23 protein-coding genes are annotated in these 15,270 nt (G+C 50.7%); 18 read left to right on the top strand and 5 right to left on the bottom strand.

The window, feature by feature from the left end; all coding sequences use genetic code 11:
* Positions 1-3: 3 nt before the first annotated feature.
* The 5 genes from ACYVK4_RS23345 to ACYVK4_RS23325 form a co-directional block, all read right to left on the bottom strand.
* Positions 4-1,491, bottom strand: coding sequence for a terminase large subunit (locus ACYVK4_RS23345; protein WP_461129977.1), 1,488 nt, complete (start codon positions 1,489-1,491; stop codon positions 4-6).
* Positions 1,430-1,864 carry a DUF5681 domain-containing protein gene (locus ACYVK4_RS23340; RefSeq protein ID WP_461129976.1) on the bottom strand — a complete coding sequence of 145 codons (435 nt, stop codon included), beginning with the start codon at positions 1,862-1,864 and terminating at the stop codon, positions 1,430-1,432. Before ACYVK4_RS23340 ends, ACYVK4_RS23345 begins: the two co-directional genes overlap by 62 nt.
* A 94-nt stretch (positions 1,865-1,958) precedes the next feature.
* On the bottom strand, positions 1,959-2,957 hold the full coding sequence (locus tag ACYVK4_RS23335) for a DNA cytosine methyltransferase (RefSeq protein ID WP_461129975.1): 999 nt from the start codon (positions 2,955-2,957) through the stop codon (positions 1,959-1,961).
* Entirely contained in the window at positions 2,945-3,598 is a 654-nt protein-coding gene (locus ACYVK4_RS23330; RefSeq protein ID WP_461129974.1) for a methyltransferase domain-containing protein, read from the bottom strand. The genes ACYVK4_RS23335 and ACYVK4_RS23330 overlap by 13 nt, the downstream gene beginning before the upstream one ends.
* On the bottom strand, positions 3,588-4,079 hold the full coding sequence (locus ACYVK4_RS23325) for a ParB N-terminal domain-containing protein (RefSeq protein WP_461129973.1): 492 nt from the start codon (positions 4,077-4,079) through the stop codon (positions 3,588-3,590). The genes ACYVK4_RS23330 and ACYVK4_RS23325 overlap by 11 nt, the downstream gene beginning before the upstream one ends.
* Positions 4,080-4,199: 120 nt before the next feature.
* Between ACYVK4_RS23325 and ACYVK4_RS23320 the strand changes: the two genes are divergently transcribed.
* From ACYVK4_RS23320 to porZ, 18 genes are all read left to right on the top strand, one after another.
* Positions 4,200-4,586 carry a hypothetical protein gene (locus tag ACYVK4_RS23320; protein ID WP_461129972.1) on the top strand — a complete coding sequence of 129 codons (387 nt, stop codon included), beginning with the start codon at positions 4,200-4,202 and terminating at the stop codon, positions 4,584-4,586.
* A gap of 60 nt (positions 4,587-4,646) precedes the next feature.
* Complete coding sequence (locus tag ACYVK4_RS23315) at positions 4,647-5,300, top strand: hypothetical protein (RefSeq protein WP_461129971.1); 654 nt, start codon at positions 4,647-4,649, stop codon at positions 5,298-5,300.
* Between the two features lie 49 nt (positions 5,301-5,349).
* Positions 5,350-5,697 carry a DUF3846 domain-containing protein gene (locus tag ACYVK4_RS23310; protein WP_461129970.1) on the top strand — a complete coding sequence of 116 codons (348 nt, stop codon included), beginning with the start codon at positions 5,350-5,352 and terminating at the stop codon, positions 5,695-5,697.
* 53 nt (positions 5,698-5,750) lie between these two features.
* Complete coding sequence (locus ACYVK4_RS23305) at positions 5,751-6,146, top strand: hypothetical protein (RefSeq protein ID WP_461129969.1); 396 nt, start codon at positions 5,751-5,753, stop codon at positions 6,144-6,146.
* Positions 6,130-6,381 carry a hypothetical protein gene (locus ACYVK4_RS23300; protein ID WP_461129968.1) on the top strand — a complete coding sequence of 84 codons (252 nt, stop codon included), beginning with the start codon at positions 6,130-6,132 and terminating at the stop codon, positions 6,379-6,381. The genes ACYVK4_RS23305 and ACYVK4_RS23300 overlap by 17 nt, the downstream gene beginning before the upstream one ends.
* Positions 6,371-7,735, top strand: a complete 1,365-nt coding sequence (locus tag ACYVK4_RS23295) for a hypothetical protein (RefSeq protein ID WP_461129967.1) — start codon at positions 6,371-6,373, stop codon at positions 7,733-7,735. The genes ACYVK4_RS23300 and ACYVK4_RS23295 overlap by 11 nt, the downstream gene beginning before the upstream one ends.
* Complete coding sequence (locus ACYVK4_RS23290) at positions 7,732-8,031, top strand: hypothetical protein (RefSeq protein WP_461129966.1); 300 nt, start codon at positions 7,732-7,734, stop codon at positions 8,029-8,031. The genes ACYVK4_RS23295 and ACYVK4_RS23290 overlap by 4 nt, the downstream gene beginning before the upstream one ends.
* Before the next feature lie 130 nt (positions 8,032-8,161).
* Positions 8,162-8,671, top strand: a complete 510-nt coding sequence (locus ACYVK4_RS23285; RefSeq protein ID WP_461129965.1) for a hypothetical protein — start codon at positions 8,162-8,164, stop codon at positions 8,669-8,671.
* 4 nt (positions 8,672-8,675) lie between these two features.
* Positions 8,676-9,533 carry an HNH endonuclease gene (locus ACYVK4_RS23280; protein WP_461129964.1) on the top strand — a complete coding sequence of 286 codons (858 nt, stop codon included), beginning with the start codon at positions 8,676-8,678 and terminating at the stop codon, positions 9,531-9,533.
* Complete coding sequence (locus ACYVK4_RS23275; RefSeq protein ID WP_461129963.1) at positions 9,511-9,981, top strand: hypothetical protein; 471 nt, start codon at positions 9,511-9,513, stop codon at positions 9,979-9,981. The genes ACYVK4_RS23280 and ACYVK4_RS23275 overlap by 23 nt, the downstream gene beginning before the upstream one ends.
* On the top strand, positions 9,978-10,361 hold the full coding sequence (locus ACYVK4_RS23270; protein ID WP_461129962.1) for a hypothetical protein: 384 nt from the start codon (positions 9,978-9,980) through the stop codon (positions 10,359-10,361). The genes ACYVK4_RS23275 and ACYVK4_RS23270 overlap by 4 nt, the downstream gene beginning before the upstream one ends.
* Positions 10,362-10,363: 2 nt before the next feature.
* Complete coding sequence (locus tag ACYVK4_RS23265) at positions 10,364-10,678, top strand: hypothetical protein (protein ID WP_461129961.1); 315 nt, start codon at positions 10,364-10,366, stop codon at positions 10,676-10,678.
* Between the two features lie 5 nt (positions 10,679-10,683).
* Entirely contained in the window at positions 10,684-10,905 is a 222-nt protein-coding gene (locus tag ACYVK4_RS23260) for a hypothetical protein (RefSeq protein WP_461129960.1), read from the top strand.
* On the top strand, positions 10,884-11,120 hold the full coding sequence (locus ACYVK4_RS23255; RefSeq protein ID WP_461129959.1) for a hypothetical protein: 237 nt from the start codon (positions 10,884-10,886) through the stop codon (positions 11,118-11,120). Before ACYVK4_RS23260 ends, ACYVK4_RS23255 begins: the two co-directional genes overlap by 22 nt.
* A gap of 11 nt (positions 11,121-11,131) precedes the next feature.
* Positions 11,132-11,371: a hypothetical protein gene (locus tag ACYVK4_RS23250; RefSeq protein ID WP_461129958.1), complete on the top strand. Its 240-nt coding sequence runs from the start codon at positions 11,132-11,134 to the stop codon at positions 11,369-11,371.
* 104 nt (positions 11,372-11,475) lie between these two features.
* Complete coding sequence (locus tag ACYVK4_RS23245; protein ID WP_461129957.1) at positions 11,476-11,877, top strand: hypothetical protein; 402 nt, start codon at positions 11,476-11,478, stop codon at positions 11,875-11,877.
* A 369-nt stretch (positions 11,878-12,246) separates the two neighbouring features.
* Positions 12,247-12,873 carry a thymidine kinase gene (locus ACYVK4_RS23240; RefSeq protein WP_461129956.1) on the top strand — a complete coding sequence of 209 codons (627 nt, stop codon included), beginning with the start codon at positions 12,247-12,249 and terminating at the stop codon, positions 12,871-12,873.
* 76 nt (positions 12,874-12,949) lie between these two features.
* Positions 12,950-15,229 carry a type IX secretion system anionic LPS delivery protein PorZ gene (gene porZ, locus ACYVK4_RS23235; RefSeq protein WP_461129955.1) on the top strand — a complete coding sequence of 760 codons (2,280 nt, stop codon included), beginning with the start codon at positions 12,950-12,952 and terminating at the stop codon, positions 15,227-15,229.
* Positions 15,230-15,270 lie beyond the last annotated feature (41 nt).

Raw genomic sequence — 15,270 nt, 5'->3', positions numbered from 1 at the left:
GATTTAGATATTAAGTGATGATCGTTTACCTGGTGCTTTGGTGGTGGTACCGCCCGTCGGTTGTGGCTTGCCGTAGACGGTGAACACCGCCGAGCGAACGCCGTCGATGGCGTGGTTCCATGTGCCGATCGGGACGTTCGTTGCCTTGCCGCCCGACATGATCCACGTATAGTTGTTCTTCTCTTTGATCAGGTTCCGGGAACGCTTCGTAACGTAAACGGTGTACTCTTTCAGCTTCGAGATGCCGGCCGCAATTGAGCCAGGTCCTTTGTCGCATCCCTTCGCATTGATACCGTTGTACTGGGTTTCGGTGGCCTTATCGTAGTAGCCACGCTTCAGCTCCTCGATAGATTTCGGTTCGGCCTTATCGCAGATCGACTCGATACTGGGGTTCATGCCCAGTGCATAGAACCATTTCAACATGTCCTGATTCGTCAGGCCCGTTTCGTAGAACTGCTCATCCAGATATAGACTTTGTCCGACCCGGCCAATACGCGTAGCCGCCGAGGGGTCATTCGAGTAACCAAAGTCAATACCGTAAAACTCGTGATCGACGTATTCAGGATATTCGTCAACCTCAATCCAGTCGCCAAAGATGATACTCTCCTGACTGGGCTTCGGATCGCCCTGGTACAACGCATCGAAGGTTGTCGGGTTGTTCTTCTTGATAAGCTCCATCCGATGTTTGCTGTGCTTACCTGGCCACAAAGCCTCACCCTCTTCACGCTGATCGTAGCTGTCAATGTTGGCAGTCTTGAGCGCGGGAAAGTTCAAGAGTACCCAGCCGTCCGGATTCGTCTCCGAGAAATAGCCGTCCCGATCGAGGAACCGCCCTGACGGATCGTCTTCATGCCAACGGGTCGTTACATAGAGCATCTGACTGTTATTGTGCAGACGCGATTCAACGACAGGTATTATCCAGTCGGCCCAGGTCTGCTCCCGGATGTGTGGGTTCTGGGCTTCGATGTTGTCTTTGAACAAGTCATCCAGAATCACGATGTCAACCGGATCACCGGTGAGCGGGCCCCGACGACCTACCGCCTTCAATGAGCCGATGTGCCCGACAATATCGAATTCAGCCTGAGTACGAACAGCCGCCTGATCTTTACCGGTGGCCAGTCGAACGCCGGGAAAGATATTCTGATACAACTCCGAGGATAAACGCTGCTGTACCTCCCGCGAAAACTTCCGGGCTTTGTCGGCCGAGTAACTCAGTAGCGCGATCTTCAGATCAGGGTTCTGACCAAAGAGGTAACACGGAAGCGAGCGGGTCGATAGTTCGCTCTTTCCGTGCTGGGGAGGCATGGTGATCATTAACTTCTTAATGCTACCCTCCGCGAATGCCTGCAAATGATCAGCCATAACCTCGTGAAACCATTGCATATCGTAGCGACGGTTCACATAAGGCACGAATTCTTTGAAGTCGATACTAGCCAGCTGCCTGGTCAGATGCTCGGTTTCTAAGAGCAGCAATTCGTCTGCGTAGTTCATCAGGGGTCAATCGGGTAACGTCATCAACTTGAATAGGACCGCCATCGGCTCCGGTGATCGGCTGAGGTACCCGGCCCTCGGTCCGGTTGAGTACTTCACGGAAAAACTGATAGTCACCTTTGAGCGCCTTCTGTAAGCCACGGACAGCAATCGCCTGGTTAATCGTCACGTTGCCATCGGTGGCGATCGTTGACGAAGATTCTGAAACCTTACCCTCGATATCCGTTACCGTCAGCCGTAGTTCGATCTTCGTCGCTTCGCCGAATTCTTTCATCCACTGGGAAATACTACCCTTTGGCCGGCCGTCCAGATTGCCCGATTCGCCGGGCTTGAAAGGCTTGAGGTTATCCGCTGCATTGGGGTTGTTTGGCACGATTCATCACTGTTTTATCACTGTTACGACTTTTTTACAACTGTTTTTACAAACCCTACAAATCTTCTTACAAGAGCTACAAATGATGTACACCCTATAGCTTTTCGAGTATGCCTTCGACGATCGCCCGACCGATGGCTTCCATCATGCCGGGGGGGACGCTTCGACCTATTCCTTCCGCTTGTCGGGCACGATCGCCCGTGAGCGAATAACTATCCGGGAATGACTGTAACCGTTTAAGCTCGGCGACATACAGGTTACGCGGTTCCGACCAGTGGGTCAGATCCTGATAGGCATGAGCCGTGAGCGTGAAGCTGGGTCGATCAGCGTGCAGTCGTTTACGCGAAAACCATTTGTAGCCATCACCACACCGCTGGGAGCCTTTGTCCATTCCTTCACCCGGGAACGTGCGAGCGTAATACTTTTTATAGAGGTCGCTGATATCAACCTTCTCCGAAGGATTGATCGTAACACCTCTCAGCGCTTGACGTACGGAAACAATTTTGCCTTGTGGCTGGGGATAAACCGGATCAAGGTTCAGATCAGCGCGAACGCCCTGAAAGATGATCCGTTCGCGTGCCTGAGGTACCCCATAATTCGCACTATTGAGCAGCTTCGCTTTTGTATTGTAGCCGGCCGCTTTGAACGCTCGTAGAAAATTATTGAAGTGCCCGATGCTCTTACCCTTAATGAGGCCCGAAACGTTTTCAGCAACGAACACCTTCGGTTGCATCACCGTCAGAAAGCGAATGAACTCGTAGAACAGATCATCGGTGCGCTGCACCTTATTACCGTAGGCTTTCTCTTTACCCCATCCCTCAGAGACGATTCCGTTTGTCGAGAAACTACTACATGGGGGTGAACCATCGAGTATATCCAACTCACCGGGCTTGAGCGCGTGATCATTTAGAATCGTGAGCGGATCAAGTTCGCGAATGTTCGCATGGTAGAGTTTCGTTCCCGGATGGTTCAGGCGGTAGTTCTCGGCCTGATAGTCCAGGAATTCCACCGACGCGACCACTTTAAGCCCAGCCTGTTTATACCCCTGCGAACTACCGCCAAGCCCGGAGAAGGTCGATATTACTTTATACATAGCCAGGCTTTAAATTGTAGATACTGCCAGAAGGGATACACGTTCGAGAAGGCCGAAAGCTCCCGTTGTATGTGGGGTTCGGTCTGGGGGCGCATAATCCGCCGAAGAGCGAGCTGCTTATCGAGTATCTCCTCGGGCGTAAAGTTTTTAAGCTTACTATCGTAGTAGGCGAAGGTGAACAGATCCTGCGCGAACCCGTCATGCAGATAGGTTTTCTCCGCCAGAATAAAGGCACCACCCGGCTCCAGGGCATTGTACGCCTTTTCGACGATAGCCGCCCGCTCCTGCATCGGCAGGAACTGGAGCGTAAAGACCGACAAGATCAGCGAGGCCGGCGCGAGCACCAGCTGCGGACCGGTCAGGTCCACGCGTTGCAGTTCGATACGGGGATCGACCGAACAGCCGAGCAGGTTCTGCGCCCGATCGATGCCGATCAGCCGGGCCGAATCGGGTACCAGGCCCGCGAGCATCGAGAGCGTAAGACCCGTCGAACAGCCCAGATCATAGACCACCGAGTCGGCCGCAACAAAGGAGGTGGCCAGCCGAAGGATGGCGTCACGCAAATTGCTATACGTCGGAATACTCAGATCAATATGATTATCGAACTGCTGAACGGTGTCAAACGAAAAATTACCATTCATACTTACAGTTTGGGCAAACGTGCGTAGTGACCTGTTCCTCGACTTCCTTCTCCTTTTTTACCTCGTTTGAGTCGAAGGGGTCGAGTCCCATGCCAGTGATATCTAAATCGAACTCAGCGCCCAGATCGGCAATAACGTCGGTATCAAAGTCGAGATTGACTTTCGATACCTGGTTATCCATTAGGGCCATCGTGCGGCCTTCCTTCGAATCAATATCCAGATCGGTGCGCTGAACGACGACCAGTTTTTTACCGTCACTCTGCACAACGATAATATCCTCCACGCCCAGGGCCGCAGCCATTTCCGTGGTTTTGTTGCCGCCGATCAGATTGCCGTTCCTGTCGGCGAGCACCGAACGACCTAATCCAACCTCACGAATCGACTTCTCAAGCAAAGCATTTCCGAACTCGGTACCCCGGTTGGCATTCTTCTGATCCGGGATCAAATCATCAATAGAAGTTAATTTTTTATTGGGTGGCATATAAGTAAAGGGTGATTTCTACAAATATATGCAACAAAAAACAATTTATTTCTTGTCAATTTATTTGTTTTTTACCCTTACAACACCTTACTTTACATCAGAATCTAAAAGATAAAACAGATGAATCAGAGACCAACAGAATTTCCAATCAGCCCCCGGGCCCTGATGGAATTGCAATTATCGGACTGGCAGTTTCAAGCCGATCAGCAAAAAGAAGAAACCCCGCCCGCCGAGGTCGCCTTCGTCAAACGTCAGATCAGCCGCCTTCGCATCGAACTGGCTATCGACAGTCCTATGTCTGACACGCACGTACGAAGCAAAACCCACGGTGACGAACCCGCCTTCGTTGTTCCCGGCGAATTTGACGGACTCAGCAAACGGGAGTATATGGCCACTCAATTTCTGGCCGGAATGGTTGCCGCTAAGGGCCCATACTACAATGCCAACGAAGTAGCTGGTTTCGCTGTCGAACACGCCGATGCCCTAATCAACGCCCTCAACAAATAACCCCCGATGGCCGAACGGGTCTGATTCGGCCACTTACTTCTTTCTATTTTATTATACAACATGGCAAAAATGGTAACACCCCGCGAAGCATTAAACGCAGATCAACAAGGCTCTTTGAAGTCGTACGAAATCGGTCTGGACGCCGACGGACAACCCGTCAGCAAGTTCAAGTATTTGGAAGGGCATCCCCGGCAGATACGTTTCGATGCCAAAGAGGGCAAATTTAAGCTGCACATGGGTGGCGAACAGTTTAAGGACATGGGCCGCTCGATTACCTTCCGTCCGTTAGCCTGGCGCATATTCTACGATCCTAACCTCTTCAACCGGGGACCAAAGCGGTGGGCTGAGCTATTCTTCGTTGATGCAAACAATGCGATTTGCGCGGTCATGTTTCATGAGTACTCCGTCGATAACCTTGAAGGATTGATAGAGCCGTTATTCTATGAAGATCAAACACTCGCTGACGTTACGCTGACGGTTACGGCCGACAAAAAGAGTCGTCAGGATGGCGGGACATACTATATCGCAACGTTCTCCTTCACCCTGGCTGATCAACTGCCTCAGGACCTAAGCGACTACCTGAAGAATACGGAGATATATCGTCGTGAAACGTTGACCGAAGTCTCAGAAGTTAGCGTGGCTCACGGCATGAAGTACATTGTTCGTCCGCACGTCGAACCGGCTCAACTCGAAGCCCCAGCCGAAACCAAATAGTCAAGCTGGCCCCTGGCTTATCCGGTCAGCGGCCTTACACTCCTTCATCATGAAAGCGTTCCTGATTGATCCGACAAGTCAAACTATTACCGAGGTCGAGCAAAACGGCCTTGAAGACCTCTACAAACTGATCGGCTGTGATACCGTTTGCGCCGTTCCTCTTGCTGCTGGTGATGCCATATACCTCGATGACAACGGCCTGTATGTCGATTCGCCGATGCCTAGCTTTTCTTACCAGGGCTATAGTCAGCCCTTGACCGGAAAGGGTGTTGTCGTTGGCTGTGACGAAGAAGGCGACGACATCGAGCCGAATCATTCGCTAACCCAGCTTGAAAGGCGCATCACGTGGCTAGGCGTTCAGAATATCGAACCGACCATCGAAGTCTATAGCTGGTAATTCTAACCTGCCCGCTGACTGGCAATGGTTAGCGGGCATAAACTCCTCAACAGATGTATACAACTGAACGCGTTCACCTTGCCCTGCCTCTGGCATTGCTATTTGTAAAGGCTATGCTTCGTATCAAGGAGATTGACGCCAATCCGATAGTGGCCCCTGCAAACGTTTTTCGGACTCCCGAAGCGGCTGAATCATACGATAAAGAATGCTTGGAATATGCTAAGCGGTATAAAGAGCAAGGGGATGAGCGGAAAAACAAACTGGAAATGCTGGAGCGCATGGATGCCTGGAATGATGAAAACCGGGATCGCTCACTAAGACAACTGCTTGATGGTCACGACCATGAATACGGTATCAAGGTAATTGTCACTGTGGATGAAACGGAGTACGTCGTATTCACGGACGATAGAGGTAAGCTGGCCTACGATACAAATGGCGGCATGGACTGAAATCCTCGATCATGGCGATGACCCCGCCCGCTACACCCTCATCGATGGGAAAGGCCGAGTCATCACCGCCAACGAAAACGGTTCGATTGTTTCGGTCCGTCAGTGTAAAAACCCTTATAAGCTGGTCGCCGACCTCTGCCGGGAACCAAGCATCAAAATAGTCAAGCCTGCCAAGCAGGTCGAATTACTCCAAAAAATCAATCGCTTTTTACTCGCCAAACTCAATGGTAACTGAACAAGTAGCACCCGAAGTAGTACACGATGCTGTACCGGTTATTCCAGCCACGGACACACCCATCAAGTTCGATGTATCGCAGTCGGCAATTACCCAGATGAAAAAGGAAGCCGCCAAGCTTTCGATCAAAGGGCCCGATGATAAGGTCGGATTTAATGCCGTTTACAAATTTCGGCAGATGGTCAAAGATCAGCGCATCGATGTTGAGAATAAACAGAAAGCCCTCAAGCGGCCGCATATCGACTATAACCGCGATGTTGACAGCCACGCCAAAGCATTGATCGAACCGATGAAGGCCATCGAAAACGCATTGGCCTTTCAGGAGAAAGCGTATAATGATGAACGTGACCGTCTGGCCGAGGAGCGCGAACGGGCCATCCGCGTACGAACAGATCAGCGGACGCAGATGCTTCGGTCGTCTGGTTTTACTTACAACGCTATTAATGATGCCTGGGAGTTTGGCGAGGTGGCGATCAACTTTGACGACATCAAGGGACTGAATGAGGAGGACTGCCAGCCGACCGCCGATCTGGTCAAATCGACCTACGAAGCCGAACAGCAGCGTATTGCCGACGAACGTTTTAGGGGTGAACGGGCCGATGTTCGCATGAAAGCATTACGAGCGTTGGGCTTTATTTGGGACGCCGAGCAGGAGTGGTACACCTTCACCGATGGCGAAGGTACCGGCCGTTATGAGGTTTGTCCGCGTGATTTAATGAATCTCACGGATGAGGAGTACGAACCCATTGCCAGTACTGCCCAGCGCATCTATGATGCTGAACAGGCCCGAATCAAAGCGATCGCCGACGAACAGGCCGCGATTGCCCTGGCCAATCAACAGGAAGCCGCCCGGTTACAGGCTATCGCTGATCAGCAAGCCGCCGATCAACTAGCCATCGAAAACGCGCGGAAGCAGCTGGAAGAGGATAAGAAAACGATGATCCTCGACAACCGACGCCCGAAGCTGGTCGAAGCCGGTTTCGACTGGAACGGTTTCCGCTCTAAGCTGCTGAATGTCTTCCGACTCAGTGAAGCGGATATCATCGACATGACCGAGGTCGAGTTTGCAGATCTGCTGACCGATGCCCAAGCGAAAACGAAGGAAGCCGCCGAAGAAGCTGACCGGGTAGCGAAAGCCCAGAAGCGAGACGAAGCCGCTAAGAAAGCCGCCGATCGGGCACGCGTTGCCCGGCTCAAGCCTGACAAGAAGGTAATCAAAACGCATCTGCTATCGGCCTTTGAAAAGCCTGCTCCTGCGGTATCGGAACCCGAATCAACGTCCTTTTTAAAGCGGCTCTACGATGAATGGGACGAGTTTGTCAAACAACAAATGGAATTACTGGATGCCTTATGAGCACGTACAGCAATGACGACCCTTACTATTGTTCGACCCAGACAGTATTCAGCTGGGTCGAACTCTACCAGGCCTGCCAGTACTCCAGTGAAGAGCTAATGACCCGGCTCACGGAACTAATCGACGGAACCTATGTGCCGCAATGGACCTGCGAGATACCGCTACGGATCGGGGCCCTTCAGCAGATTCTGGGTATTGCCGAAGCCCCCACCGGTTGGGTTTGCCCGACCTGCGAGGCTCGTGAACGAAAAAAGCAGAAGGTCACCGACAATAACCAAACCTCACTTTTTGTATGAAACTCGCCTTTGTCTGCCTGATCGCCTTCCTGATCAGTTTCCTCGTGGCTCGCTCGATCGGCATAATTCCGACAATCTTAGTTAGCCTGGCTGGATTTGGTATCTGGTACGCTCTAAACCAATCCTCAAAATGAGAACGTTTCTGCTCAACGGTACCGCCTTCGATGAGGGCGATACCTTAACAATCACAGCACCAGAACTGGGAACGGTTGAGGTATCGACTACCCTACAACCCTTCTCGAATGGTAAGGTCGTTGGTCTGCAACTGAATTGGTTAACCAAGCCAACCGGCTGTCTATCCACCGCCCGGCTATCGCTCTACTCGAACGGCCAGTCTTACCACACGATGCAGCTTGCTTATCACTGCTCATGCGGCTACAACGTACACCCCCGGTCGCTACTGTGGTTCGACCTGCAATTCAGCAGCAGGTTTATTGAGGTGGAAGCGGCCCGGAAGGATGACCGGGATATTCCGTTCGTCAATCTACCCAGGGCAGCCGAACCCGTTGTCAAGCCCCTGCATACGGTAGAACTCGAACAAACCGCTACGGTCGCTCCTATGCCAGTGGCTAAGCCTAAACCAATACTACCCGAGCCGGAGGTTAATGTTGGCCGTCACGGACAGTTTCAATTATTCTGACGCCATGAAAATTCACTTTTTTAATCAGGCCGACAATACGCCAGGCCTTGTCCGAGCTATGAAGGATTGGCCCGACTCATGGGACAATGAGCTTCGTCGATTGCTCGAAACAACGACGAATCACCAGATAGCAAAACAGCTAGGAGCCTCGCCTGGCCTAGTCGGTTTTCGGATTAAGCGGCTAGGTTTGACCCGGACACCCGAAGCCCATGAACGGCTATATGGTACCCTCCGCGGGCGTCTGGTTTCGGGAATGAACGTAAAAAATCAGCAGGCTCCCGGCACCATTAAATGGATCAAGAAGCATAAGAATCGACCTGCCGAAAAGCCAGAATGGTGGATTTTTTTGGGCAAGGGTGAACGGATGCCTTTGCGTCGGTATCTGTGGCTAACCTGGATCGGCCCCATACCGAAAGGGTATAACGTCATCTTCGTCGATCACAATCCTCGCCGATGCGTGCTCTCGAATTTAGAATGCATTCCAAATTCTGAAATGGCGGGACGCAATCGCAATCTGATTAAGATGTCTCTTACGAACCGAAATACTTGGGCCTCTCCAAAAGGTGAGGAACGAAGGAAAAGGCACAGTGAGATTATGCGTCGTTTCTGGCAAAGCGATGAAGGCAATCGAACTCTGGTTAAACGCTCGGACCTCATTCGGCAAATGAACGCTGCCGGCTTAATTAACAACCCCTTTCGCAACCTACATGATACCGTTGTCGCCTACTACATTTCTCAGGACCCCGAAATAAAGAAAATTCTGCTCGAGGACCGTCCTGATTTGATTGAGCTTAAACGCACTGAAATTTTACTCAAAAGGGCTATAAACAAGCATAACGATGAATCTAAAGCTGAACATTGAGAAAGAATTAACCGGCTATATCGGCAAAGAATTAGCCTGTCCTGACGGAGAAAAGCGAACACTTAAAACATTTGAATTGGGCGGCAATGGCATCACTACCCTTCACTGGGGCGGTGGTCAGTTTAAAGAGATCCCGACCGGCAACTTCTGGAATGAATGGCCTGCCTATCTGCCAGAGCGCCACCCCGACGCACCGGTGGCCCCAACGGAATTAGCCAAAGTATCTCTTACGCCACAAACCCAGAACGCCGAGATGCAGGCACAGGCAGTCATCAATACAAACGATGTGGTTGCCCTTCTTCGGGAACAAATGCTACGAGTAAAAAGCAGTGCTAACGCGATCCCCCAGGCGAAAACCATGGGCGACCTGGCTAAGCAAATTATCGAAGCTGAAAAACTTAAGCTCGAAACGATCAAAGTCATTCATTCGATTAACAATCAGAAATGACAGTTGAGCTATTTGTTCCAGAATCCAAGTTTGAAGAAGCTGACAAAATGTACTCGGCTCAGTCCATCGCTGAGTCGGGTACGTGTAAAACCTTCTTCTGGCAGAACAAAGAGTACGTAAGCGTCGGGGGTATGAGCAGCTTTCATACAGGAACGATTCACGTAGAAGCTTACCAGGTTGTTGATCTCGTCACTTATCAAGGTGCACTGGAGCCGCTGAAGTATAACAAGCACCATCAGCGGCAAGTCGAGTTGAGCTTGGAACGTGGCTATAACGCGATGCTGGTAACGGTGGGAAAAGGTAAACGGCCAGTGGTTATGATTGATCCCCGGATTCTATTCAAAAAGCTGGAGGTCGGCAAACAACTCTCAATCTTCTAACTATGACCATCGACACCTCAGCTGTAAACCTGACGCTCGACAGCGTGATCATGACCGAGCAGTTTGGCGCCGTGATCACGCTGGAGCTTCGAACGATGAAAGGGGAACCTCACAAGGTACACCTCAACCAATGCTTCGGTACCAGGTTAGCCAGTTCGACAAAACCCAATACCTTGGGTGATCTGATCAGCCTGATCATGCGTCGGCAGCATCCTCAGATACAATACATCGCCGAGCTTAACGGGATTAAGGTTACTCACTATCATGAGCGCCCATCCCTCAGCCAGTCGTTCAGTCAGATCGGCTATTCATCTTAAACTTCATGACACATTATCCACAATTACACATCAGCGCGTCCCACTCGCTGGGCGTCATCCTCGGCTGCATAATCGTGCTGCTGATCATCAACTACCGGCACGTGCCGACCCACTACCGGGAACTAACGGTAGGCGGCCTGCTGGGCATGGCCACCGGGATTCTTATTATATTTTTTCGATTCACATTTAACCGTTTATCCGCATCATGGAAAAAACTTACAGCATAGGCGATCAGGTGATCGTCGTCAACAGTGTATTCAAGCCGATAACCCTCGAAGTCATCGACGTGGACGGGCACCGAACCGAAAGCGGCCAACTGGTCAGAAAGTACTGGCTCAGCGATGGGCGTCACTATTTGTCAACGGATCTGTTTCCTACGATGGCTGAAGCCCGGGCCTACCACGTGCAGCTGTTTGAGAAAGTATTATCCTATTTTGAGTAACTCATACCGTTATGGCATTCTATCATTTTGACGGTATTGGCTTGGTGCATATCAACGAAGGTAAAGCCCCGCGTGTGGTACCGGGCAACGAGCGGCACAAGTGGAACAGTAAGCCCGGCTGGGGCGAGCAGACCACCTGCACCAAATGCGGCTGTATCAAACGGCGAAAGAAGACCCAGCCCGACTACAGCGAAACCTATCAGATGCCCGGTCAGGAAGAAGTCAGCGAGCGGCCCACCTGTAGGGGTTAGCACTATCTCTAAAATCAGGTATTTTCCCCTTACAAATCGGGTACTTCTCCCTTAATAAGTAGGCTTAACTTTGCCCCCTCATATGTATAAATTAATTTTTTATCATGGAACCAGTTAAGTACAAAGAACCCGAAAGCGAACCTGAAGCAACCAAAATTTTACGCACAATTATTAGATTAGAAGGTGCTGTAATAATCGAAGCGATTCACCAGATTATTCGTACAGCCCAAGCTGAATATGATGCTATGGATGCACAAATTCCATCAAAAAACGCAAGAGAAGATCGTGCGTTCGGCAAGAATTTGGAAGTATACTACAAAAGAGGTGTTCTTCCCAGACTTTCTTCATTAGCACAAGAAATAAGAAAGGAGGTTCCTGGCGATGAATCGAATGGATTTTTGACTAGTGTAGATACGCTGCATTGGTCTGAGTTTTTCTCACAGAATAAACGCAATCTTGAAGGTATAGCTGCTAACTTGAGACGTTTATTAGATCAACTTCTCTAGTTAACTCTAATCTATAGTATAAGCCCGGTCAATCTGATCGGGCTTTTTTTGTGAACTCCTTAACAATGTGAATTACCTTTGTGAAGTAAACGATTGCCAAATGTTATACCATTGTTGTCCTAATTTGGTCAAGTGCTGTATAACTAATTGATTGACAGGGCTTATATTATTTGTTTTGTAAATATATAACTTTCGGCTACAAACCGATTGTTATCAATAAAGAAATCAAATGCAGCGGGCTGCGCTCCATGATTCAATCCGACAACGGGTAAACCGTGTGGATAAATGAAACAATATTCATTTCGATTTGTCATGGTGCGTACACTTAAATCAAGTGACCGGTCTGCTTCGTTTATTAATTGATACCTAATGTTTATCGAACCATCCCGCCGACGCGAACCACCCCACCTTCGAACCGGCTGGATCGAAGTCATATGTGGCTCAATGTTTTCTGGAAAGACGGAGGAATTGATCCGTAGACTTACCCGCGCTAAAATCGCGAAGCTTAACGTTAAGATTTTTAAACCGGCGCTGGATACCCGTTACCACGAAGAAGACATCGTTTCGCACTCAGCGCTTTCTGTTCATTCTACTCCTGTACAAACAGCGGGCCAAATTATACCGTTTGCCGGAAATTGTGACGTTGTTGGTATAGACGAAGCCCAATTTTTTGACAAAGAGATACTTGACGTCTGTAATACGCTCGCCAATCAGGGTAAACGTGTGATTGTTGCCGGGCTGGATATGGATTTTTCCGGTCAACCTTTTGGGTGTATGCCACAGCTCATGAGTATTGCCGAATATGTTACCAAAGTACATGCCATTTGTGTGGTTTGTGGCGATATAGCGCAATACTCCTACCGGCTCGTGCCCTCCCAGGACCGTGTGCTGCTCGGCGAAACGGATAGCTACGAAGCCCGTTGCCGACGATGCTTCCATTTAGGAGACGACGCCGGACGAAAAGAGTGGGCGTATGAGGACATAAATGACGTATGATGTATGATGTATGATGTATGATGTATGATGTATGATGTATGATGTATGATGTATGATTCGTAATACTTTTTTATTTATGAATGGATTGAGGATCAGGACATCAGGGTATAAGATCTGGCATTGGTTTGTCTTCTTCTGTACATCATTCTTCATTTTTCATTCTTCCTTTGCTCAAATTGGCACCTGGCAAACCCATGTTAGTTACCAGTCGGGACAATCGGTAGCGGTGGCTGGCAATGTAGTTTATGCCGCTACCCAAAACGGCTTTTTCTACTACAACAAAACAACCAACGAAACTACAACCGTTGGGAAACAGCAAGGTCTGAGCGATGTGGGCATCAGTCGGTTGCTTTATCTCGCGGATCAAAACAGGGTGCTTATTGCCTATCGAAATGGCAATCTGGACTTATTAAGCCTGACAAACACGGGTGAGCCGGGTACGGTGATCAATGTGAATACCATCGTTACCTCATCGGCCTTACCGACCGCACGCGGCATCAACCACATTAATCGAATTGGCACTAACACCTACCTCAGCACCGATTTTGGTCTGGTGGTGCTGGATGTTGTGAAGAATGAGATCCGCGACACGTACTTCAGCAAACGGGCGGATGGCATGCCACTGCCCATCCTTCAAACAGCAGCAGCGGCCGATAGCCTGTATGCGCTAACGGCTCTGCTGCTCCCGACCGAATCCGGGCGTCGGCTCAGAGCCATTCGCTTTGCGGCCAATGTCAATATCGTTGACCCTGCCAACTGGAAAGCAGTGGCAGCACCCGGTCCTCAAACGGAGTCGATCGCTATCAATCAGGGCCGGCTGTCGGCTACGGTCAACAGCCAGGGTGTTTATGAACGGCAGGCTGGTCGGTGGACGCTGGCTCAATCACTTACAAATCCGCTTATCAGACAATTTACCGCGCCATCGGGACTCATTTTAGCCACGAACCAATCTGTAACGCTACCCGGCGCAGGCACATTTACCGGCTCGCTGCTGGCCGATCCCCGCGACATTGTCGCCGACGGCAATACGCTGTGGATTGCCGATGCAACAAGTGGTTTGTTAACCACGAGTGCCGGTACGTTTCAGCGTATTGCTCCCGAAGGGCCATCCCGCGACCAGTTCGCTCAGTTAATCGCTTACCCACAAACGGTGGTTGCCCTTCCTAACGGCCCGCAGGAAACAACGCCCCTTACTGCCAACCAATTTCCGGCGGATATACTGTCGGTTCCGAATAGACGATGGATCAGTAGCCCCGTTGCGGGTTTAACGCGTGGTTTCAATGCAGCGGCCTATTCATCCGTCGAACAGAAGCTTTACCTGAGCAGCTATGGCGGGGGTTTGTGGAGCCAGACCGACGGGCAGATGCCCACACTCGTGGCGCTCCCCGCTACCATCAGCCCATTTATTACCAGTTTATCCACAGACATCACCGGGAATTTGTGGATAACTACCGGACGGGGGAATGCCCAGCAAGCCACCCTGCATGTTCGTCGATCGGATGGTCAATTTCAGTCGTTTCCAGCGGTCAACCAGACCAATATCGTACAGATTCTACCCGACGATAATGGCTTTCTGTGGCTTCTGCCCGATCTTGGAGGTGGTTTGCTGGTAGTTGATCCACAAACAAACCGCAGCCGGGCATTGAGTACCCTTACAGGACAAGGAGGTTTGCTGACCAACACCATCCGGGTGCTGGCCAAAGACCGGAACGGTGCCATTTGGGTCGGTACCGATCTGGGCCCGACCATCTTCGACAATCCGGCCGGTGCCTTCGACGCAACTATCGACGCTCAGCCACCCATCATCAACCGGCGTCGGTTGCTGGCCAATGAACTGATTACGGCCATAGCCGTCGATGGGGGCAACCGAAAGTGGATTGGCACCCGCAACGGCCTGTATCACGTTGCTCCGGATGGCTCTCAGTTGCTCGAAACCTTTACGGCCGTCAACAGTCCCCTGCCCAGCAGCACTGTCCAGGCACTGGCTATTGAGCCCACGAGCGGCAACGTGTTTATAGAAACCGGCAGCGCCGATCAACCCAGGGGATTGGTTTCGTATCAGGGGCCGGCCACTGAACCGGCTGAGACGCTGAGCCAGCTCACAATTTTCCCCAACCCCGTCCGGCCCGACTTCACGGGTACCGTGGGTATTAACGGCCTGACCGATAATGTGACCGTGAAGATTTTTAACGCCGGTGGACAGCTGGTGTACGAAACCCGATCGCAGGGGGGAACGGCAACCTGGCCGCTGCGGGATTACCAGGGACGTATGGCTCAAACGGGCATCTATCTGATTGTGGTTGTTAAAGCCGATGGCTCTGAAGGGCTAGCGGGTAAATTAGCGGTAGTACGCTAAAAAAGGAAGGTATTCGTAGTGTATAATTTGTACTTTACCAT

This window comes from Spirosoma aerophilum, from assembly GCF_054782495.1.
Note: the sequence above shows the minus strand (reverse complement) of the source record. Positions and strands in the feature narration are given on the sequence as shown.